Annotated in this window: 18 protein-coding genes; 12 read left to right on the top strand and 6 right to left on the bottom strand. The window is 60.2% G+C overall.

Features of this window, described 5'->3' with window-relative positions; all coding sequences use genetic code 11:
* Window positions 1–14 precede the first annotated feature (14 nt).
* Genes ssuD through ACA047_RS01385 form a run of 4 tightly spaced genes read left to right on the top strand, consistent with a single transcriptional unit; the run spans window position 15 to window position 2997 of the window.
* Window positions 15–1163 carry an FMNH2-dependent alkanesulfonate monooxygenase gene (gene ssuD / locus ACA047_RS01370; protein ID WP_497355997.1) on the top strand — a complete coding sequence of 383 codons (1149 nt, stop codon included), beginning with the start codon at window positions 15–17 and terminating at the stop codon, window positions 1161–1163.
* Between the two features lie 7 nt (window positions 1164–1170).
* Window positions 1171–1953, top strand: a complete 783-nt coding sequence (gene ssuC, locus ACA047_RS01375; RefSeq protein ID WP_497355999.1) for an aliphatic sulfonate ABC transporter permease SsuC — start codon at window positions 1171–1173, stop codon at window positions 1951–1953.
* Window positions 1950–2756, top strand: coding sequence for an aliphatic sulfonates ABC transporter ATP-binding protein (ssuB, locus tag ACA047_RS01380; protein WP_497356001.1), 807 nt, complete (start codon window positions 1950–1952; stop codon window positions 2754–2756). The genes ssuC and ssuB overlap by 4 nt, the downstream gene beginning before the upstream one ends.
* A gap of 25 nt (window positions 2757–2781) precedes the next feature.
* On the top strand, window positions 2782–2997 hold the full coding sequence (locus ACA047_RS01385) for a TOBE domain-containing protein (RefSeq protein WP_497356003.1): 216 nt from the start codon (window positions 2782–2784) through the stop codon (window positions 2995–2997).
* Between the two features lie 77 nt (window positions 2998–3074).
* Here the strand turns inward: ACA047_RS01385 and ACA047_RS01390 are convergent, their stop codons facing one another.
* Together ACA047_RS01390 and ACA047_RS01395 are read right to left on the bottom strand one after the other, a co-directional pair.
* A complete protein-coding gene (locus ACA047_RS01390; protein WP_497356005.1) occupies window positions 3075–3716 on the bottom strand; it encodes a TetR/AcrR family transcriptional regulator in 642 nt (213 codons plus the stop codon).
* A gap of 244 nt (window positions 3717–3960) precedes the next feature.
* Window positions 3961–5337 (bottom strand): glutamine synthetase family protein, encoded by a 1377-nt coding sequence (locus tag ACA047_RS01395; protein ID WP_025216023.1) that lies wholly within the window; start codon window positions 5335–5337, stop codon window positions 3961–3963.
* 278 nt (window positions 5338–5615) lie between these two features.
* Between ACA047_RS01395 and ACA047_RS01400 the strand changes: the two genes are divergently transcribed.
* The 8 genes from ACA047_RS01400 to ACA047_RS01435 all read left to right on the top strand — a co-directional run bounded on the left by ACA047_RS01400 (window position 5616) and on the right by ACA047_RS01435 (window position 14800).
* Window positions 5616–6392 (top strand): gamma-glutamyl-gamma-aminobutyrate hydrolase family protein, encoded by a 777-nt coding sequence (locus ACA047_RS01400; protein ID WP_497356007.1) that lies wholly within the window; start codon window positions 5616–5618, stop codon window positions 6390–6392.
* Between the two features lie 41 nt (window positions 6393–6433).
* Window positions 6434–7792, top strand: a complete 1359-nt coding sequence (locus ACA047_RS01405; RefSeq protein ID WP_497356009.1) for a glutamine synthetase family protein — start codon at window positions 6434–6436, stop codon at window positions 7790–7792.
* Between the two features lie 60 nt (window positions 7793–7852).
* Window positions 7853–9217 carry an aspartate aminotransferase family protein gene (locus ACA047_RS01410; RefSeq protein WP_497356011.1) on the top strand — a complete coding sequence of 455 codons (1365 nt, stop codon included), beginning with the start codon at window positions 7853–7855 and terminating at the stop codon, window positions 9215–9217.
* Window positions 9218–9398: 181 nt separating this feature from the next.
* Window positions 9399–10511: a polyamine ABC transporter substrate-binding protein gene (locus tag ACA047_RS01415; protein WP_497356013.1), complete on the top strand. Its 1113-nt coding sequence runs from the start codon at window positions 9399–9401 to the stop codon at window positions 10509–10511.
* Between the two features lie 184 nt (window positions 10512–10695).
* Window positions 10696–11793, top strand: coding sequence for a polyamine ABC transporter substrate-binding protein (locus ACA047_RS01420; protein WP_497356015.1), 1098 nt, complete (start codon window positions 10696–10698; stop codon window positions 11791–11793).
* Window positions 11794–11859: 66 nt separating this feature from the next.
* Window positions 11860–13002: an ABC transporter ATP-binding protein gene (locus ACA047_RS01425; RefSeq protein ID WP_497356017.1), complete on the top strand. Its 1143-nt coding sequence runs from the start codon at window positions 11860–11862 to the stop codon at window positions 13000–13002.
* On the top strand, window positions 12999–13919 hold the full coding sequence (locus ACA047_RS01430; protein ID WP_497356019.1) for an ABC transporter permease subunit: 921 nt from the start codon (window positions 12999–13001) through the stop codon (window positions 13917–13919). The genes ACA047_RS01425 and ACA047_RS01430 overlap by 4 nt, the downstream gene beginning before the upstream one ends.
* Entirely contained in the window at window positions 13916–14800 is an 885-nt protein-coding gene (locus tag ACA047_RS01435) for an ABC transporter permease subunit (protein WP_497356021.1), read from the top strand. Before ACA047_RS01430 ends, ACA047_RS01435 begins: the two co-directional genes overlap by 4 nt.
* 118 nt (window positions 14801–14918) lie before the next feature.
* On the opposite strand, the gene ACA047_RS01440 is transcribed toward ACA047_RS01435, so the two are convergent.
* The 4 genes from ACA047_RS01440 to ACA047_RS01455 form a co-directional block, all read right to left on the bottom strand.
* Entirely contained in the window at window positions 14919–15260 is a 342-nt protein-coding gene (locus tag ACA047_RS01440) for a carboxymuconolactone decarboxylase family protein (RefSeq protein WP_014340738.1), read from the bottom strand.
* Between the two features lie 101 nt (window positions 15261–15361).
* Window positions 15362–17770 carry a penicillin acylase family protein gene (locus tag ACA047_RS01445; RefSeq protein WP_497356023.1) on the bottom strand — a complete coding sequence of 803 codons (2409 nt, stop codon included), beginning with the start codon at window positions 17768–17770 and terminating at the stop codon, window positions 15362–15364.
* Between the two features lie 355 nt (window positions 17771–18125).
* On the bottom strand, window positions 18126–20231 hold the full coding sequence (locus ACA047_RS01450; RefSeq protein WP_497356025.1) for a type III effector: 2106 nt from the start codon (window positions 20229–20231) through the stop codon (window positions 18126–18128).
* An 11-nt stretch (window positions 20232–20242) separates the two neighbouring features.
* Complete coding sequence (locus ACA047_RS01455; RefSeq protein ID WP_497356027.1) at window positions 20243–20734, bottom strand: CesT family type III secretion system chaperone; 492 nt, start codon at window positions 20732–20734, stop codon at window positions 20243–20245.

Raw genomic sequence — 20734 nt, forward strand, 5'->3', positions numbered from 1 at the left:
TAGGAGACCACTCCATGAGCCTCAATATTTTTTGGTTCCTGCCTACCCACGGCGATGGCCATTACCTTGGCACCGCCGAAGGCGCCCGCGCCGTCGATCACGGTTACCTGCAACAAATCGCCCAAGCGGCGGATCGACTGGGTTTTGGCGGCGTTTTGATTCCCACCGGACGCTCCTGCGAGGACTCCTGGCTGGTGGCCGCTTCGTTGATTCCGGTGACTCAGCGCCTGAAATTTTTGGTTGCCCTGCGCCCCGGGATCATTTCCCCGACGGTGGCGGCGCGTCAGGCCGCGACCCTGGATCGGCTGTCCGGCGGCCGGGCGCTGTTCAACCTGGTGACCGGCGGTGATCCGGACGAACTGGCTGGCGATGGCCTGTTCCTGAACCACGACGAACGCTATCAGGCCTCGGTGGAATTCACTCGCATCTGGCGCCGAGTGCTGGAAGGCGAGACCGTGGATTACGACGGCGAACACATCAGTGTGAAGGGCGCCAAGTTGCTCTATCCACCGATCCAGCAACCGCGTCCGCCGCTGTATTTCGGCGGTTCGTCGGAAGCGGCCCAGGACCTGGCCGCCGAGCAGGTGGAAATGGTGCTGACTTGGGGCGAGCCTCCGGCGGCCGTGGCGCAAAAGATCGAACAAGTGCGGGCCAAAGCCGCGAAGCTCGGGCGCACGGTGCGCTTCGGCATTCGCCTGCATGTGATCGTGCGTGAAACCAACGCCGAAGCCTGGCAAGCGGCCAACCGGTTGATCTCCCACCTGGACGACGAAACCATCGCCCGTGCCCAGGCCTCCCTGGCGCGTTTCGACTCTGTGGGCCAGCAACGCATGGCCGCACTGCACGGTGGTCGTCGCGACAAGCTGGAAGTCAGCCCCAACCTGTGGGCCGGTGTGGGCCTGGTTCGCGGCGGTGCCGGCACCGCCTTGGTAGGCGATGGCCCGACCGTGGCGGCGCGGGTCAAGGAGTACGCCGACCTTGGGATCGACACGTTTATTTTCTCCGGTTATCCACACCTGGAAGAGTCCTATCGCGTGGCCGAGTTGTTGTTCCCGCATCTGGACGTGGAGCGCCCGGAACTGCCCAAGAGCCAGGGTTATGTGAGCCCGTTTGGTGAAATGGTCGCCAACGACATTCTTCCCAAAGCCGCGTCCCAGAGCTGAGGCGGCCATGAAGAAAATTATCCACAGCCTGGCGCCTTGGGTGGTGCCGTTGTTGTTGCTGGCGGCGTGGCAACTGTCGGTGTCGGCGGGTTGGCTGTCGACCCGGATTTTACCGGCGCCCGTGGCAGTGATCGAAGCCGGCGCGAGCCTGGTGCGCAGCGGCGAGATCTGGACGCACCTGGCCATCAGCGGTTGGCGGGCTGCGGTCGGCTTCCTGATCGGCGGCGGCATCGGCCTGGTCTTGGGTTTCATCACCGGGCTGTCGAAATGGGGCGAGCGCCTGCTGGACAGTTCGGTGCAAATGGTCAGAAACGTGCCGCACCTGGCGCTGATTCCGCTGGTGATCCTGTGGTTCGGCATCGATGAGTCGGCAAAGATTTTTCTGGTAGCCCTGGGCACGCTGTTTCCGATCTACCTCAACACCTACCACGGGATTCGCAATGTCGACCCGGCGCTGGTGGAGATGTCCCGCAGTTACGGCTTATCCGGTTTCAGCCTGTTTCGCCAGGTGATTCTGCCCGGTGCCTTGCCTTCGATCCTGGTGGGCGTGCGTTTTGCGCTGGGCTTCATGTGGTTGACGCTGATCGTCGCGGAAACCATCTCGGCCAGTTCCGGCATCGGCTACCTGGCGATGAATGCCCGGGAGTTCCTGCAGACCGATGTGGTGGTGTTGGCGATTTTGTTGTACGCCGTGCTGGGCAAACTGGCCGATCTTGCCGCCCGCGGGCTCGAGCGGGTCTGGCTGCGCTGGCACCCGGCGTATCAAGTGAGCAAGGGAGGTGCCGCATGACCGCCCAACAACCCCCGCGCCTGCTGCGAGGCATTCCGTTGGCGGTGCGCAAGTTGGCAAAAACCTTTGGCTTGCGCCAGGTGCTGCGCGACATCGACCTGCACATCCCCGCCGGGCAATTCGTGGCGGTGGTGGGGCGCAGCGGCTGCGGCAAAAGCACGCTGCTGCGTTTGCTGGCCGGTCTCGATGAACCCACGGGCGGCCAATTGCTGGCCGGCTCGGCACCGTTGAGCGCTGCACGGCAAGACACGCGGCTGATGTTCCAGGAAGCGCGCCTGCTGCCCTGGAAAAAAGTCATCGACAACGTCGGCCTCGGGCTCAAAGGCCACTGGCGGTCGCAAGCGTTGCAGGCACTGGACACCGTGGGCCTGGCCGATCGTGCCAATGAATGGCCGGCGGCGCTGTCCGGCGGACAGAAACAGCGAGTGGCCCTGGCTCGCGCGCTGATCCATCAGCCGCGTCTGCTGCTGCTCGACGAGCCCTTGGGAGCCCTGGACGCCCTGACCCGCATCGAGATGCAGCAGTTGATCGAGCGTCTGTGGCAACAACACGGTTTTACCGTGCTGCTGGTGACCCACGACGTCAGCGAGGCGGTGGCGATCGCCGACCGGGTGATTCTGATCGAGGATGGCCAGATCGGCCTCGACCTGCTCATTGACCTGCCACGGCCACGGGTTCGCGGCTCCCATCGCCTGGCGACCCTGGAAACCGAAGTCCTCAACCGCGTGCTGTCCTTGCCCGGTCAACCGCCGGAACCCGAACCCGTTTCACCCTTGCCCACGCAATTGCGTTGGGCGCAATAACTCCATCCAGACAGGAATCGACACCATGACTATCAAAGCCATCAACGTACGCAACCAGTTCAAGGGCACCATCAAGGAAATCGTCGAAGGCGACGTACTGTCGGAAATCGACGTGCAAACCGCCTCTGGCATCGTCACCTCGGTCATCACCACCCGCTCGGTCAAGGAGTTGGAATTGGCGGTTGGCAGCGAAGTGATCGCCTTCGTTAAATCCACCGAGGTGTCTATCGCCAAGTTGTGAACGATGCTTCACCCCACAGCCCCGGATGGCGCGAGCCTTTCGGGGCTTTTCGTTTCCCATAAAGAGCGTGGGAACGATCATCGCGTCATGGTTTTACGCTTGGGCAAATACGGCGGCAGATACAACCCCAGGTACGCATCGAACACCCGCATGCCTTCTTCGGCCATGCGCGGGGTGATCTGGCCGTGTTGTTGCACCGAGCGGGCGTAGACGCGGTCGCCCAGTTCCATGGCCAGGGCGAATACGTCGACGTCAGCGGGCAAGGTCGGCAGTTCGAAATGGTGGGCGAAAAGCTTATGCATCAGGTCGCCAAGCTCGAGGTCGTGCTGACGGTCGGCCTGGGTGACTTCGGTCAGGCCATGCTGGGCCAGGATCAGTTGGCGGGCGGCGGCGTCCTGGCTGTAGAGGGTGAGCATGCGCTGCTCCACCAACCGCGACAGGTCGTGCCAGTGGTTCAGGGCTTCATGATTGATCGGCACCTGCAGGCAGGCACGGAAGGCGGCGTGGATGTCGGCGGTCAGCCCTTGGAGCAATGCCGGGACGCTGGCGAAGAAGTGATACACGGAGGAGGGCGGGATACCGGCGCGTTCGGCGACGCTGTAGATCGACAGGCTGGCCACGCCTTCGGCGGCAAGCAGCGTACGGGCGGCATCGAGAATCGAGTCGATCCGGGCCTGGCTGCGTGCGCGAGGTTTACGTGGAGCGGCGATGCGCGTCATGGGTGTCTCCTGCGGGGCTGCCGGGCATTGTACGAGCCGGTTTCTGTGTTGTCTGCCAGGCCGTCATCGCGGGCAAGCCTTGTTCCCACAGGGAACTGTGATGAACCTGGATTAGGTGACCACCGAAGATCCAATGTGGGAGCTGAGCTTGCTCGCGGTCCGCCAAAGGCGGCCATTCACTCAAAAACCATAAAAAAACGCCGCAGCCCCGAAGGCTTGCGGCGTTATCTTTTACGGCAACCGCTTACACGGTATGCAAGTACCAGTTGTACTCAAGGTCGGAGATGGAGTGTTCGAACTCCTCCAGCTCGCTCTCCTTGCAGGCCACGAAGATATCGATATATTTCGGATCGATGTACTTGGCCATGACTTCGCTGTCGTCCAGCTCACGCAGTGCATCGCGCAGGTTGTTCGGCAGGCTTTGCTCGTTCTGCTCGTAGCTGTTGCCTTCCACTGGCGCACCGGGCTCGATCTTGTTGACCAGGCCATGGTGAACGCCCGCCAGCACTGCCGCCATCAGCAGATACGGGTTGGCATCGGCGCCGGCCACACGGTGCTCCAGGCGCACGGCATCGGCAGAGCCGGTGGGTACGCGCAGGGCCACGGTGCGGTTGTCCAGGCCCCAGGTCGGCGAGTTCGGCACGTAGAACTGTGCGCCGAAACGACGGTAGGAGTTGACGTTCGGGCAGAGGAAAGCCATCTGCGCCGGCAGGGTCTCGAGCACACCGCCGATCGCGTGACGCAGCGCGGCGTTCTGCTCGGGATCCTCGCTGGCAAAAATATTTTTGCCATCTTTGTCCAGGATCGAAATGTGAACGTGCAGACCGTTGCCCGCCTGGCCCGGATACGGCTTGGCCATGAAGGTGGTATCCATTTCATGGTCGTAGGCGATGTTCTTGATCAGACGCTTGAGCAGTACTGCGTAGTCGCAGGCCTTGATCGGGTCGGCCACGTGGTGCAGGTTCACTTCGAACTGCGCCGGGGCACTTTCCTTGACGATGGCGTCGGCTGGAATGCCTTGCTCCTTGGCCCCTTCCAGAATGTCCTGGAGGCAATCGACGTATTCGTCGAGGTCGTCGATCAGGTAGACCTGTGTCGAGTGCGGGCGTTTGCCGGAGATCGGCGAGCGGGGCGGTTGTGGACGTCCATTCACGTTCTCCTGGTCGATCAGGTAGAACTCCAGCTCGAATGCGGCGCAGATGGTCAGGCCCAGTTCATCGAACTTGGTCACGACCTGGCGCAGGACTTCGCGAGGGTCGGCGAAGAACGGTTCACCTTCAAGTTCGTGCATGGTCATCAACAGTTGCGCGGTAGGGCGCTTCTGCCAGGGTTCATTGCACAGGGTGTCAGGGATTGGATAGCAGATCCGGTCGGCGTCGCCGATGTCCAGACCCAGGCCGGTGCTTTCCACCGTCGAGCCATTGATATCCAGAGCAAATAGAGAGGCCGGCAGGTTGATGCCTTTCTCGTAAACCTTGTGGAGGCTGGTGCGTTCGATGCGCTTGCCGCGCACCACACCATTCATATCCGCAATCAGAAGGTCAACGTACAGAACCTCAGGATGTTCCTTAAGGAACGCGTTCGCTTCGTTAAGCTGAACGGCACGCGGGGGTACCGACATGATGCAACACCTTTGTTGTTAAAAATATCAATCATTGATCTCTTCGAAAGCCAGTCAACCCGAACGGCATGCCGAAGTCAAGCAGGGCCTTTTTTGCCCTAAAAAAGCACCTGCGGGGCTTTTTTGAGGCAATTTGGGGCGTTTTTTCCCCTTTAAGGGGCTTGGCGCCCGCAGGCTTGAGCGGGCCGTGTTGTATTTTTTACGGGAGTGTTGTGTAAAAAAATGAACAAGGCTAAGCTCGATTCAAACCCATAACAGCAATAATACCGGGGTGCTTCATGTCTCGCCTGCCGTTAATCGGCGTCACCACCTGCTCCAGGCAGATGGGTCTGCATGCTTATCACATCAGTGGCGACAAATATTCCCGGGCTGTCGCGACAGCCGCCAAGGGTTTGCCAGTGATGATCCCGTCTTTGGCGGATCTGCTGTCACCGTCCGATATTCTGGACGCTCTGGACGGCATTCTCTTTACCGGCTCTCCTTCTAATGTAGAACCTTTTCACTATCAGGGCCCCGCCAGCGCGCCGGGCACCGCTCATGATCCTGCACGCGATGCCACCACCCTGCCGCTGCTCCGCGCCGCTGTCGATGCGGGTGTCCCGGTGCTGGGCATCTGCCGCGGTTTCCAGGAGATGAACGTAGCCTTTGGCGGCAGCCTGCATCAGAAAGTTCATGAAGTCGGAACCTTTATCGATCATCGTGAAGACGACGCTCAGTCGGTGGACATCCAATACGGCCCAGCCCACGCCATGCATATCCAGCCTGGCGGTATCCTTGCAGGCCTGGGCTTACCTCAGGTGATTGAAGTCAACTCGATCCACAGCCAGGGCATCGAGCGCCTGGCGCCGGGTCTGCGGGCTGAAGCCGTGGCGCCGGATGGCCTGATCGAGGCGGTCTCGGTGGTACAAGGCAAGGCTTTTGCTTTAGGTGTGCAATGGCACCCGGAATGGGCAGTCAGTTCGAATCCGTACCACCTTGCGATTTTCCAGGCATTTGGCGATGCCTGCCGAGCAAGGGCAACACAACGCGACGCCGATGCGTCAAACAACGCCTGACTACTAATTAGCAGCCAGGAAACTCACGCCTAGAGGCATTTATGAGTAACAACCTCGACCAGCTCACCGATTGGTTGAAAGACCATAAGATCACAGAAGTCGAATGCATGATTGGCGACCTGACCGGTATCACCCGGGGCAAGATCTCGCCGACCAACAAGTTCATTGCCGAGAAAGGCATGCGCCTGCCCGAGAGCGTTCTGCTACAGACCGTTACGGGCGACTATGTCGAAGACGATATCTATTACGAACTGCTCGATCCTGCCGACATCGACATGATATGTCGCCCGGACGAAAACGCAGTGTTCCTTGTGCCCTGGGCCGTCGAGCCCACCGCCCAGGTCATCCACGATGCCTACGACAAGCAGGGCAATCCCATTGAGCTGTCGCCGCGCAACGTACTCAAGAAAGTGCTCAAGCTCTACGCCGACAAGGGCTGGCAGCCGATCGTCGCGCCGGAAATGGAGTTCTACCTGACCAAGCGCAGCGACGACCCGGACTTCCCGTTGCAACCGCCTATTGGCCGCTCTGGCCGCCCGGAAACCGGTCGCCAGTCTTTCTCCATTGAAGCGGCCAACGAATTTGACCCGCTGTTCGAAGACGTCTACGACTGGTGCGAATTGCAGGAGCTGGACCTCGATACCCTGATCCACGAGGACGGCACGGCGCAGATGGAAATCAACTTCCGTCACGGCGATGCCCTGTCCCTGGCCGACCAGATCCTGGTGTTCAAGCGGACCATGCGTGAAGCCGCGCTCAAGCACAACGTGGCCGCCACTTTCATGGCTAAACCCATGACCGGCGAGCCGGGCAGTGCCATGCACCTGCACCAGAGCATCACCGACAAGGAAACCGGCAAGAACGTCTTCTCCAATGAAGACGGGACCATGAGCGAGCTGTTCCTGAACCACATTGGGGGTCTGCAGAAGCTCATCCCCGAGCTGTTGCCGCTGTTCGCCCCCAACGTCAATTCGTTCCGCCGCTTCCTGCCGGATACCTCGGCGCCGGTGAACGTGGAGTGGGGCGAAGAGAACCGTACCGTGGGCCTGCGCGTGCCGGATGCCGGGCCGCAGAACCGCAGGGTGGAAAACCGCCTGCCGGGTGCCGACGCCAACCCGTACCTGGCGATTGCCGCCAGCCTTTTGTGCGGCTACATCGGCATGGTCGAAGGCATCAACCCGAGCGCGCCAGTGGTGGGCCGCGGGTACGAACGTCGGAACCTGCGCCTGCCGCTGACCATCGAAGATGCGTTGGAGCGGATGGAAAACAGCGTCACCATCGAGAAGTACCTGGGCAAGAAATTCATCACGGGCTACGTCGCGGTCAAGCGTGCCGAGCATGAAAACTTCAAGCGCGTCATCAGTTCGTGGGAGCGGGAATTCCTGCTCTTTGCCGTCTGAAGCGCCGGGCGGAGCCGCTTCAGGCGGCTGCGCCCCCACCGATATGAAAGGAGAACTCGCATGACCGGCAACAACCCGCAAACCCGTGAATGGCAAGCCCTGAGCAACGATCACCACCTGGCTCCGTTCAGCGACTTCAAACAGCTCAAAGAGAAAGGCCCGCGCATCATCACCCACGCCAAGGGCGTCTACCTTTGGGACAGTGAAGGCAACAAAATCCTCGACGGCATGGCCGGCCTCTGGTGCGTAGCCGTCGGTTACGGCCGCGATGAACTGGCCGATGCTGCCAGCCAACAGATGCGCGAGCTGCCGTACTACAACTTGTTCTTCCAGACCGCCCACCCGCCGGTGCTGGAGTTGTCCAAAGCCATCGCCGACATCGCGCCTGAAGGCATGAACCACGTGTTCTTCACCGGTTCCGGCTCCGAAGGCAACGACACCATGCTGCGTATGGTCCGTCACTATTGGGCGATCAAGGGCCAGCCGAACAAGAAAGTCATCATCAGCCGCAAGAACGGTTATCACGGTTCGACCGTGGCCGGTGCGAGCCTGGGCGGCATGACGTATATGCACGAGCAGGGCGACCTGCCGATTCCGGGCATTGTCCACATCGCCCAGCCGTACTGGTTTGGCGAAGGCGGCGACATGAGCCCAGAAGAGTTCGGCGTATGGGCGGCCAATCAGCTGGAAGAAAAAATCCTGGAGATCGGCGTGGACAACGTCGGCGCCTTCATTGCCGAACCAATCCAGGGCGCGGGCGGCGTGATCGTGCCACCGGACAGCTACTGGCCGCGCATGAAGGAAATCCTCGCCAAGTACGACATCCTGTTCGTGGCCGACGAAGTGATCTGCGGTTTCGGCCGTACCGGTGAGTGGTTCGGTACCGACTATTACGGTTTGAAACCGCACATGATGACCATCGCCAAGGGCCTGACCTCCGGCTATATCCCCATGGGCGGCCTGATCGTACGCGACGACGTGGTCGCGGTGCTCAACGAAGGCGGCGACTTCAACCACGGGTTTACCTATTCCGGTCACCCGGTGGCCGCTGCGGTGGCCCTGGAAAACATCCGTATCCTGCGCGACGAGAAGATCATCGAGCGCGTCCACGCAGAAACGGCACCCTATTTGCAGAAACGTTTGCGGGAACTGAACGATCATCCGCTGGTGGGTGAAGTGCGCGGTGTCGGTTTGCTGGGGGCGATCGAACTGGTTCAGGACAAGGCCACGCGCAAGCGCTACGAAGGCAAGGGCGTGGGCATGATCTGCCGGCAGTTCTGCTTTGATAACGGGCTGATCATGCGCGCCGTGGGCGACACCATGATCATTGCGCCGCCGCTGGTGATCAGCAAGGCCGAGATCGATGAACTGGTGAGCAAGGCCCGGCAGTGTCTGGACCTGACCCTCAGTGCATTGCAAAGCTAAGTGCTAGGCTCTGAGCGAGGTACCTGCATGGGCCTCGCCCAGTGTGAATAAAAGGCTGGGCTTGTGTTGAAAGCCTGCCCTGTAACTTGCCAGACTACCGGCTGTTCAAGTTGCCCGCGAGCCGGCTACTGAACGACGGCCAAGAAGAATAACTGGAGCATTTTTCATGAAGGCATTAGGCATGAAGACATTAGGTATGAAGATAGCTGGCAAGACCCTCCTCGCCATGTCCCTGATGGGCGTAATGGCGGGTGCCGTTCAGGCGGACGACAAAGTGCTGCACGTCTATAACTGGTCCGACTACATCGCCCCGGACACCGTCGCCAAGTTCGAGAAAGAGTCGGGGATCAAAGTGGTCTACGACGTGTTCGACGGCAACGAAACCCTGGAAGCTAAGCTTCTGGCCGGCAAATCCGGTTATGACATCGTGGTGCCGTCGAACAACTTCCTGGCCAAGCAGATCAAGGCCGGGGTCTATCAGGCACTGGATAAGTCCAAACTGCCGAACTGGAAGAACCTGGATCCCGACCTGCTCAAAGCTGTCGGCGATGCCAGCGACAAGGGCAACAACTACGCATTCCCTTACATGTGGGGTTCCATCGGCATCGGTTACAACCCGGAAAAGGTCAAGGCGGCACTGGGTATCGACAAGATCGACTCCTGGGACGTGGTATTCAAGCCGGAAAACATGGCCAAGCTTAAAAGCTGCGGCGTGACTTTCCTCGACGCGCCGACCGAGATGATCCCGGCGGCACTGCACTACCTGGGCAAGCCGACCGACAGCAAGGACAAGGCTGACCTCAAGGCTGCTGAAGACCTGTTCCTGAAGATTCGCCCTTCGGTCGCTTACTTCCACTCTTCCAAGTACATCTCGGACCTGGCCAACGGCAACATCTGCGTGGCAGTGGGCTACTCGGGTGACATGGAGCAATCCAAGGAGCGCGCCAAGGAAGCGGGCGACAAGGTCAAGCTCAGCTATGTCATTCCAAAAGAAGGTGCCGGTACTTTCTATGACATGGTCGCCATGCCCAAGGATGCTGATAACGTCGAGGCGGCCTACAAATTCATGAACTTCCTGATGCAGCCGGAAATCATGGCTGAAATCACCAACGCCGTGCGCTTCCCGAACGGCAACAAGGCAGCCACGCCGCTGGTGGACAAGGACATTTCCGGCGATCCGAGCATCTATCCAACGGATGAAGTGAAAAAGCAGCTGTATGCGATCACCGACCTGGATGCAGCCACGTTGCGCCTGGTCACCCGCAGCTGGACCAAGATCAAATCCGGTAAATAAGCCGGCCTGAGGCACCCTCCTGTTGTCGCTGTCATCGCGGTGGCGGCAACAGGAACAATTAACTAACTAAAAGTTTTGCTGGATCGGTTTATCGAGGGTAAGTTGCGCGCCGGTTTTGTTGCAGGGCACATCGCTGCCAGGTAACGGGGGCAACTTGGGCCCAACTATTTAAGAGGACCTCCACGTGCCTGTCTTTTCTTTGTTACGCAACGCCTTGCTGGTTGGTGCTGGTCTGACGCTCGCCGTCAGTGTCCAGGCTGCTTCCACCGTGCATATTTATAACTGGTCGGACTACATTGGCGAGACCACCCTGGCGGACTTCGAAAAAGCCACCGGTATCAAGCCGGTGTATGACGTCTTCGACTCCAACGAGACCCTGGAAGGCAAGCTGCTGGCTGGGCGTACCGGTTACGACGTGGTCGTGCCGTCCAACCACTTCCTGGGCAAGCAGATCAAGGCCGGGGCATTCCAGAAGCTCGACAAGTCGCAGCTGCCCAACTACGCCAACCTGGACCCGTCGCTGCTCAAGCGCCTGGAGAAGAACGACCCGGGCAACCAGTACGCCGTGCCGTACCTGTGGGGCACCAACGGCATCGGCTACAACGTCGAGAAAATCAAAGCTGTCCTGGGCGTCGACAAGATCGATTCGTGGGCCATGTTGTTTGAGCCCGAAAACATCAAGAAGCTGTCCAGCTGCGGCGTTTCGTTCCTCGATTCGGGCGACGAGATGATCCCGGCGATGCTTAACTACCTGGGCCTGGACCCCAACAGCGAAAACCCCGAAGACTACAAAAAGGCCGAGGCCCAGCTCCTCAAGATCCGGCCTTACGTGACCTATTTCAATTCCTCCAAGTACATCTCCGATCTGGCCAATGGCGAGATCTGCGTGGCCGCCGGTTTCTCCGGTGACATCTTCCAGGCCCGCGAACGTGCCAGCGAAGCCGGCAAGGGCGTCGAAATCGCCTACGTCATTCCCAAGGAAGGCGGCAATCTCTGGTTCGACATGCTGGCGATCCCGCGCGACGCCACCAACGTCAAAGAGGCCCACGCGTTCATCAACTATGTGCTCAAGCCTGAGGTGATCGCTCAGGTCAGCGACTATGTCGGTTACGCCAATCCCAACCCCAAGGCTGGCGAACTGATGGATCAGAAAGTACGCACCGACGAAGCGGTTTACCCACCGCAAGCGGTCGTCGACAAGCTTTACGTCAACTCCGAGTTGCCGCCCAAGATTCAACGACTCATGACCCGCAGCTGGACCAAGGTCAAGTCGGGTAAATAGCGTTAAGCGTTCTAACTAAGGTTCGTCCGCGTGGGGCGAACTGCAAATTTTGTGGGAGTTTCGTAAATGGCAGTTGCCTCCGGCGCCTATAAGAAAGCCCTCGAGGGCGACCAGACACCCAAGCAGGTGCTGGTCAAAATCGACCGGGTCACGAAGAAGTTCGACGAGACGATTGCCGTGGACGATGTGTCCCTGGAAATCAAGAAAGGCGAGATCTTCGCCTTGCTCGGCGGTTCGGGATCGGGCAAGTCCACCTTGCTGCGCATGCTGGCCGGTTTCGAACGGCCCACGGAGGGGCGCATTTTCCTCGACGGTGTGGACATCACCGACATGCCGCCTTATGAGCGGCCGATCAACATGATGTTCCAGTCCTACGCCTTGTTCCCCCACATGACCGTGGCACAGAACATTGCCTTTGGCCTGCAACAGGACAAGATCTCGAAAACCGAGATCGACGCCCGTGTGGCCGAAATGCTCAAGCTGGTGCAGATGAGCCAGTACGCCAAGCGCAAACCGCACCAGCTCTCCGGCGGCCAGCGTCAACGCGTGGCCCTGGCCCGCTCCCTGGCCAAGCGGCCCAAGCTGTTGCTGCTCGACGAACCGATGGGTGCCCTGGACAAGAAGCTGCGTTCGCAAATGCAGCTTGAGCTTGTCGAGATCATTGAGCGGGTCGGCGTAACCTGCGTCATGGTGACCCACGATCAGGAAGAGGCCATGACCATGGCCGAGCGCATCGCGATCATGCACCTGGGCTGGATCGCCCAGATCGGCAGCCCGATCGACATCTACGAAACCCCGACCAGCCGATTGGTCTGCGAGTTTATCGGCAACGTCAATATCTTCGAGACCGAAGTGGTGGAAGACGCCGAAGGTCACGCGGTGCTGACCTGCAAGGACCTGGACCGCAACATCTACGTGGGCCACGGCATCAGCACCTCGGTGCAGGACAAATCGGTGACCTACGCCATCCGCCCGGAAAAACTGCTGGTCACCGCCGAGCAGCCGACCTGTGACAACAACTGGTCCAGCGGCAAGGTCCATGACATCGCCTACCTGGGTGGCCATTCGGTGTTCTACGTCGAGTTGCCGAGTGGCAAGCTGGTGCAATCGTTTGTCGCCAACGCCGAGCGCCGTGGCCAGCGTCCGACCTGGGGTGACCAGGTGTTCGTCTGGTGGGAAGACGACAGCGGCGTGGTGCTTCGCTCATGAACATGCGCAAATTCAAACGCCGACTCGACCGAATAACGCCCGGTGGCCGTCAGTTGGTCATCGGGGTGCCCTTCATCTGGCTGTTCCTGTTCTTCATGCTGCCGTTCTTCATCGTCCTGAAGATCAGCTTCGCTGAAGCCGACGTGGCCATTCCGCCATACACCGAGATCTACAGCTACGTCGACCAGAAGCTGCAGGTGCTGCTCAACTTCAGCAACTACGTGATGCTCAGTGACGATGAGCTGTACATCGCCGCCTACCTGGGCTCGCTGAAGATGGCCCTGATCAGCACGGTGCTGTGCCTGCTGATCGGTTATCCAATGGCCTACGCCATCGCCAACGCCCGTAAAGAGATGCAGATGGTGCTGGTGCTGCTGATCATGATGCCGACCTGGACCGCGATCCTGATCCGCGTCTACGCGTGGATGGGCATCCTCAGCAACAACGGTCTGCTCAACGGCTTTTTGATGAGCATGGGCTGGATCAGCGAACCATTGCAGATCCTCAACACCAACCTGGCGGTGTACATCGGCGTTGTCTATTCGTACCTGCCGTTCATGATCCTGCCGTTGTACTCCAACCTGGTGAAACACGACTCCAGCCTGCTGGAGGCTGCGTCCGACCTGGGCTCAAGCACCTTCAACAGCTTCTGGAAAATCACCGTGCCGCTGTCCAAGAACGGCATCATCGCAGGCTGCATGCTGGTGTTCATTCCGGTGGTGGGTGAGTTCGTGATCCCGGAACTGCTGGGCGGCCCGGAAACCCTGATGATTGGTAAAGTGCTGTGGCAGGAATTCTTCAATAACCGTGACTGGCCGGTGGCGTCCGCCCTGGCGGTGGTGATGCTGGCGATCCTGATCGTGCCCATCATCCTGTTCAACCGCAGTCAGGCCAAAGAAATGGAGGGCAAGGAATGAAGCGCTTCAGTTTTTCAAGCCTGATGCTGGTGCTGGGTCTGTTGTTCATCTATGCACCAATGCTGATTCTGGTGATTTACTCGTTCAACGCCTCGAAACTGGTGACGGTGTGGGGCGGCTGGTCGATCAAGTGGTACGTCGGCCTGTTGGACAACAGTCAGTTGATGGGCTCGGTGGCGCGCTCGCTGGAGATTGCCTGTTACACCGCGATTGCTGCGGTGGCCCTGGGCACGCTGGCGGCCTTTGTGCTGACCCGCATCACCCGTTTCAAGGGACGCACGCTGTTCGGCGGCCTGGTTACCGCACCGCTGGTGATGCCGGAAGTGATCACCGGTCTGTCGCTGTTGCTGCTGTTCGTGGCGATGGCGCAAATAATTGGCTGGCCTCAGGAGCGTGGCATCGTCACGATCTGGATCGCCCACACCACATTCTGCGCGGCCTATGTGGCGGTGGTGGTCTCGGCGCGTTTGCGTGAGCTGGACCTGTCCATCGAAGAGGCGGCCATGGACCTTGGTGCGCGACCGTGGAAGGTGTTCCTCCTGATCACCATCCCGATGATCACTCCGTCACTGGCAGCGGGGGGCATGATGTCGTTCGCGCTGTCCCTGGATGACCTGGTGCTGGCGAGCTTCGTCTCGGGACCCGGTTCCACGACCTTGCCGATGGAAGTGTTCTCGGCGGTACGTCTGGGGGTGAAACCGGAGATCAACGCCGTGGCGAGCCTGATCCTGCTGGCTGTTTCCCTGGTGACCTTCCTGGTCTGGTACTTCAGCCGCCGCGCCGAAGAAAACCGCAAGCGGGCGATCCAGCAAGCCATCGAAGAAAGCGCCGCGGACTCCTGGAAACAACCGGAAGTACGCCGGGCGCCGGCGCCAGTCTAAAGTTGCCGCCGATCCAATGTGGGAGCGAGCCTGCTCGCTCCCACAGGTTTTTTGGGCGCTCATAAAGCTATGGTCTACCGCATCCCGAATGTCTTGCTCGCGACAGTTCGGGCGTCTCTCACTTCTTCAACGCGTCATGGGCCTCCAGCGCTCGTAGGGAGTAGATGTACGCCGCGCCGGCATTCAGCGAAACCGCGGTGGCCAGGGTGGCGGCGATTTCTTCGCGGGTGGCGCCGGCCTTGATGGCGGCGTCGGTGTGTACGCCGATGCAACCGTCGCAGCGGGTGGTGATGGCCACGGCGATGGAGATCAGCTCACGAGTCTTGGCATCGAGCACGTTGTTTTCGGCCGCTGCTTCATCGAGGGCCATGTAGGCCTTGACCATTTTCGGGTTGCTCTTGCCCAGGGCGCCAAAGGCACTTTTGATGGTGGGCAGCAGCTCGGACCAATTGTTGAACATAGCGTTGACTCCATTGAGGGGAGGGGGTTGAGCCCTTGTAGTCTTGACCATCAATTGCGATCAAGCCTGCTGGCGATGAAAAAACAGCCGCGCCGCTCGACTCAGGGCGTCGCCCGGGCCGGCAGCAGCTTCAGAGTGCCACGGGTGTTGGCCGTCACTTCTTCCTCGGCCAGGTGCGCCTGCTGATACAGCCCCTCGATGTACGCCTCGGCCTGATCCTCGTAGTGCTTGTCGAACGGCACACCGCTCTGGCCGACGGGGTTGATGGTGACGCTGTGGGCCGGGTCGGCGAAGTCGATGATGCGCCGGGTGGAAGGGCCATAGGTCACTGGCCAGGGGGCTGGGCCGATCTTGGCCGAGAGATTGTTGGGCACTTCATGGGTGCCGGGCGCCGCAAACGGGCCGACGTTGAAGATCCGGTCCAGCGGCTTTTGCGTGCCCAGCGGATGACCGTGGGTCAGGGTGTGGGCCTTGCCCCATTGCCACTGCGTGGCATCGTCACCGAGGGTAGCCCTCAGGTGCGCCAGGCTGTTGCCCCAGGCTTTTTTCACGATGTCGGCACGGGTTTGCGTGCCCAGTGTCGAGCGCTCGTCCCACCACGGCGAATCCTTTGATGCCGCCAGGCGTGGAAGGGCCGCGTCAATCACCCGGGTCGACAGTGCGGTTTCGAAGAACCCGTCGCCCAGCTCATCGTGCAGGGCCGCATCGGCCAGGTTGAACAGGAACTGGTTGAACAGCGTGGCGCTGGTGGAGTCCAGCGGATAGTCGCCTTGCCATTGGGCCAGTTGTTCAACCCATTTGCGTTCCTGCGGGTCGCTGACCACTTCACGCAGCACCGGCAGTAAGGGCGCAAGCAAGCGCGGGCCGTAGGCGGTGGTGGTGCCCAGTTGCAGTTTCTGGGTGGTTTCTAGGTCCCACTTCGCCTGCTTGTCGCTGAGCTGCAAGTTGAGTTGCTGGCCGCGGTCGGCGAGGTTGTAGTAGCCCGGTATCTCAATACCGCTGGGCGACATTGGCTGGAAGTTGGCCGAAACAATGTAGCCGCGCGCGGGGTTCTCTTCCTGAGGGTTATTGCTGAAAGGGTAGAAGCCTTCCTTTTCCGCCTCTGGGGCGCTGCCATCGAGTATGAAACCGGGCTTCACGCCGGCCGGCCTTTTGGGCAGTTGCGCCGCCGCCCACCAGCCGATATCGCCCTTGGCATTGGCCCAGACGATATTCAGCCCAGGTGCGTGGATCTTGGCTGACGCGCTGCGTGCCTTGGCGAGGGTGTCGGCGCGGTTGAGCTGGTAGAAGGCTTCGAGGATCGGGTTGCGGCTTTCCAGGAATCCCCACCACATGGCGATCGGTGTTTTGCCGGCGTTAGCGCCCAGGGCATCGTTGACGATCGGACCGTGGGGCGACTGGCGCAGCACCAGGGTCACCGGGGCCTGGCCCTTGACCGCGATCTGTTGTTCGCTGCGGGTCATGTCCACCCATTGGCCGCGATACCAGACCTGTTCGGGATTGTCCGGGTTGATCTTCTCGGCGATCAGGTCCAGGTCGTCGTTCTGGAACATGGTGATGCTCCAGCCGAAATCCTTGTTCATGCCCAGCGTCGCAAATGGCATCAGCGCCTGGTATTGCCCGTAGAGTTCGAAACCTGGCGCCGACAGGTGCGCCTCGTACCACACCGATGGCGCGGAAAAGCGGATATGCGGGTCGCCCGCCAGCAACGGCTTGCCGCTGTGGGTGCGGTTGCCGGAAACCGCCCAGGCGTTGCTGCCTTCAAACTGCGGCAGGCCGTTCTCGGCCAGGGCCTGTTCACTCAGCCGGGCCAGGGCGTTGAGGTCTGTCCAGTCGGCGGCGGCCAGTGGCAGGGCGGTCTTGCGACGCTCGGTAAGCACGCCCTGTGGCTGCCAATCGAGGTCGAAGATATTCAGGTAGTTGGCGCCCAGTTGATCGCGCACGTAGGTCAACAACGGTTCGGTGCGAAATGCGGCGGCGAAGCTGTAAGCCATGTAGCCGGTAATGCTGACGGTGTCTTCGACGGTGAAGGGGCGCTTGGGAATGCCCAGTACATCGAACTCCACGGGTCTGGCGTGGCTGTCCTGGTAGAGGTTGATGCCGTCCAGGTAAGCCTGCATCGCGATCCAGGCCGGGGATTGAGGGTCCTGCTCCGTCACATAGGTCGCGGCGCGCTCGCGGATGCGCAGGCTGCGCATCAGTTTGTCGGTGTCGAGCAGTTTCGGCCCCAGCACCTCGGCCAGTTCGCCACGGGCAAGCCGGCGCATGATCTCCATTTGAAACAACCGATCTTGGGCGTGGACATAACCCAAGGCGCGGTACAGGTCGGTTTCGTTCTCGGCGCGGATATGGGGTACCCCGCGTTCGTCGTAGCGTACGGTCACCGAGCCTTGGAGCCCCTGCAGCTGCACTATGCCCTGGCGGGTGGGCTGCTTGCTGTAGAGGTAGCCGCCCGCGACGATGATGGCGGTGACGACCAATGACAGGAAGGCGATGAGGGTGCGTTTCATGTGATTCCTTGTTGAGTGACAGCGATTCCATGGCTTCGCTGTTTATGACTTCTTTAACACGTCGCTGCGTACCTGTGCATCGTTCCTCGGAGGGATTTTCCCCAGGCCGTTTCGCGGGCCAGCGTATAGGCGGCCAAAAGTCTCGGGCAGTACCTGGACTTTCGAGGTCCGCGCTGCGCGTTGCAAGGCTATCGTTGTTCGGCGCTGTCATCACGTTGGTCGACATCGAAGCGCGGAGGGATGTGAGTCGGAGTGTATCGCGAGGGCCGGCCACAGGGAGTATCCCTGCGGCCAGCGTTGGAGGGAGGCATCAGTGCTGGTCATCGGGCCGCCACGCGACGGCTCGACGGTTTCATCAGGTGGGCGCGGGTTCGTTGGACGGCCCGCCCTGGGGCCGCGCTTCGCCTCGTTCTACCAGTTGGATGTCATCGCCAGGGCTGGGGTTTTTAGGCCTCGTTGCCACGCTCTGAATCCATTCGGCACCTACGTTGAGCCCCGCGACAGTGGCTTGCGGAACAAGCTGAGTAGCGCCACGGGTCACGTGATAGGTATTTTCGATATTGCGTCTCCAACCTTCAGGTTGGGTGTGGGGCAGGCCGTCCCGGTTTGGATTGGTGATGTTCTGCCACGGTACGTTTGCCCGTGCGGTCAGGTCGTCTTTACCGTCGTTCAGCGCTTTGTTTTCGAGCGGTGCCGCCACGCTGTTGGCAAAGAACGGAAGCAGGGTCAGGCCCGAGGAGAAAAAGGTCGTGATGATCTGCTGCATTTTTTCCAGCGTCTCAGCATCCTCCCCTACCGCGGCGGCATCTCCCACTGCGGTACGCATGGTAATACCTGCGCTTACGCCAACGATCCGGTTGGTATAATCACTGATATTGGTCATGTTGGTCGGGAGCACTTTGCTTGATTCGGCAAATGCCTTGGGCAGGAGTTCTTTCCATTCGCGAGTTTCGTTTTTGACCCGGTAGGTTGGGATCTTCTCGTCACCGTGGGTTTGAGAGTATTTGGCCACTGCCTGACCGCCGGCCATGAAGGCGCCACCGACGGCGGAGGCGAGGCTGCGGGCGGCGATGCCCGAGGCGTTCACGTTCGTGAACTGATTCAGGGCTTCTCGTACCGCGTGAGCCGAGCCGAAAGCGAGGTAACCGGTGAAGTCGCCGCTGATGGTGCCAAAGTTATTGGCGTTCTGTTTTTGCAGGAAACCGGTTCGCTTGTCCTTCTGCGCCTGGTCGATTGCTTCACGTTGCGGGTTGGCGACACGGCGTCCATCCACCGTGATGTCTTGCAGGGCCTTGGGGTACACCGACAGCGGATCAACCTTCTCCAGGCCACTGCCGACGGTTTTGTCGACTACGGTCTGGATAATGGGGCGGGCGCTGTCGCTGATCACTTTATGGGCGGCACCCAGGACAGCCGATGTTCCCGCAGAATGTCCGGCGAGGTGTGTACCCGCCAGCTTCTCGTCGATCGCCGCGGTGCTGGCACCGAAGTGACCTGAGGAGGCGAGGCCCTGCGGGATGCCCGCATCGGCAAATACCGCCAGGCCCGTCAGGAATCCACTGTGGGTCTTGAGGTCGGCGACGTAATCCTCGCGTGCGACGTTCTTCAGCGCGGTGTCCAATGCTTCGTTTTTCTTCGTCGCCTTTGCCAGTTCGCTAGGGTTGCCTTCATCCTTTTTCAGGAACTCGCCAAGCTCCTCCTGGACCTTGCTCAACTGGGCCAGTTCGGCGGTCGCCTGCTCTCGTTCGGGCTGGGAAAGGTTCGTGTTATTCGCTGCTCCCTGCGCATGCTCGATTCGGCTTTCCATAAAGGTATTCAAGCGCGTGGGCATGTCTTGCGTCATGGCCTGCATGACGCCTTTCGCATAACCGCGGAAGGCTTCATGGCTATTTTGCAGTAGCTTGCGATCGTCTTCCCCAGAGGTTTTATCGATGACTTCCTGGCACAACGAATGATAGGCGCCAAGGGTATTACCCATGCGCTCGCAGTGTTTGTCCCAGACGGCTTTGAAACCGCCGTCGTCTTTCCTGTCGCCCTCGCTCTTGTTCAAGTACTCGTTGAAATCCTTGGTGAATGCCTCGGTTTCTTCCTGGCCCGACAGCATCGGGTGGGGCGTGCCGCCCAGTTCGGCGAGATGCTGGCGTACCTCCTGGTAGCTCGTGTCTGGCGCGTAGCCCAATACTTTGCCTTCCAGCGCCATATGCGCCCGTGCAAAGTCGATAGGGTCTTGCTCGGGGTTCTTTTTACCGAGCTTGGTGATATCTGCGGTCAGGCGATTCTGCGTGGTTGAGAGTTTTTCCGCCGTCGTATTGGTTGCTTTACCGGCGAAATGATAGGGCACCAGTGAAGTGGTGGAAGGGCGAACCTGCTCGCTCAGGCTGGTTTCAACCGGTCTGATCTGATCGTCCTGTTGCTGTCTCAATGCCGCCAGGCTTGATTGACTTACTGATAGATCTGCCATGATGTTCTCTCCTAGAGCGACAAGGCGCTATTGAGCCCTGCGCTACGCTTGATGGGATTGTGCGGCTGGGTGGTTTTGGCGGTGCGGTTTGCGCTGGCGCCGTCGAAGAAGTAGCCATTTCGCCAAATGAGCGCCATGTCGGCGGCACCGCCCAGCAGCCCGAGCAGACGCTCGGCCGTGAGGCTTTCCAGCGTCACGTGGCCGATCAGGATGACCTGTTCGCTGTCGCGGTTGTAAGACAACGAAGGGCTGAACGCCCCGCTCAGCAGATACAGGTTGGTTTCCAGCAGACGCTGTAGGACGGCCTCCCGATTCGCCTCAGGCAACGGCCCGAAGCTGCAGTAAATAAAAACGTCTCCCTCGCCCGCGCCTGGGGTGTGTTTCAGGGAAAAGTCGACATCTTTGACCGACAGGTTCGCCTGTTCGTAGAACGCTGACGGGGTGGGAATCATCGTGAGTTCGCAAAGCTGATCGATCAGCTTGCAATAGGTGGGTGACGCCAT

It is taken from the genome of Pseudomonas sp. LBUM1664 (assembly GCF_059695895.1).

Bases quoted from the DNA above. Each gene is read 5' to 3' on its own strand.
- ssuD (WP_497355997.1), top strand. From the start codon at position 15: ATGAGCCTCAATATTTTTTGGTTCCTGCCTACCCACGGCGATGGCCAT.
- ssuC (WP_497355999.1), top strand. From the start codon at position 1,171: ATGAAGAAAATTATCCACAGCCTGGCGCCTTGGGTGGTGCCGTTGTTG.
- ssuB (WP_497356001.1), top strand. From the start codon at position 1,950: ATGACCGCCCAACAACCCCCGCGCCTGCTGCGAGGCATTCCGTTGGCG.
- ACA047_RS01385 (WP_497356003.1), top strand. From the start codon at position 2,782: ATGACTATCAAAGCCATCAACGTACGCAACCAGTTCAAGGGCACCATC.
- ACA047_RS01390 (WP_497356005.1), bottom strand. From the start codon at position 3,716: ATGACGCGCATCGCCGCTCCACGTAAACCTCGCGCACGCAGCCAGGCC.
- ACA047_RS01395 (WP_025216023.1), bottom strand. From the start codon at position 5,337: ATGTCGGTACCCCCGCGTGCCGTTCAGCTTAACGAAGCGAACGCGTTC.
- ACA047_RS01400 (WP_497356007.1), top strand. From the start codon at position 5,616: ATGTCTCGCCTGCCGTTAATCGGCGTCACCACCTGCTCCAGGCAGATG.
- ACA047_RS01405 (WP_497356009.1), top strand. From the start codon at position 6,434: ATGAGTAACAACCTCGACCAGCTCACCGATTGGTTGAAAGACCATAAG.
- ACA047_RS01410 (WP_497356011.1), top strand. From the start codon at position 7,853: ATGACCGGCAACAACCCGCAAACCCGTGAATGGCAAGCCCTGAGCAAC.
- ACA047_RS01415 (WP_497356013.1), top strand. From the start codon at position 9,399: ATGAAGACATTAGGTATGAAGATAGCTGGCAAGACCCTCCTCGCCATG.
- ACA047_RS01425 (WP_497356017.1), top strand. From the start codon at position 11,860: ATGGCAGTTGCCTCCGGCGCCTATAAGAAAGCCCTCGAGGGCGACCAG.
- ACA047_RS01430 (WP_497356019.1), top strand. From the start codon at position 12,999: ATGAACATGCGCAAATTCAAACGCCGACTCGACCGAATAACGCCCGGT.
- ACA047_RS01435 (WP_497356021.1), top strand. From the start codon at position 13,916: ATGAAGCGCTTCAGTTTTTCAAGCCTGATGCTGGTGCTGGGTCTGTTG.
- ACA047_RS01440 (WP_014340738.1), bottom strand. From the start codon at position 15,260: ATGTTCAACAATTGGTCCGAGCTGCTGCCCACCATCAAAAGTGCCTTT.
- ACA047_RS01445 (WP_497356023.1), bottom strand. From the start codon at position 17,770: ATGAAACGCACCCTCATCGCCTTCCTGTCATTGGTCGTCACCGCCATC.
- ACA047_RS01450 (WP_497356025.1), bottom strand. From the start codon at position 20,231: ATGGCAGATCTATCAGTAAGTCAATCAAGCCTGGCGGCATTGAGACAG.
- ACA047_RS01455 (WP_497356027.1), bottom strand. From the start codon at position 20,734: ATGGCGTCACCCACCTATTGCAAGCTGATCGATCAGCTTTGCGAACTC.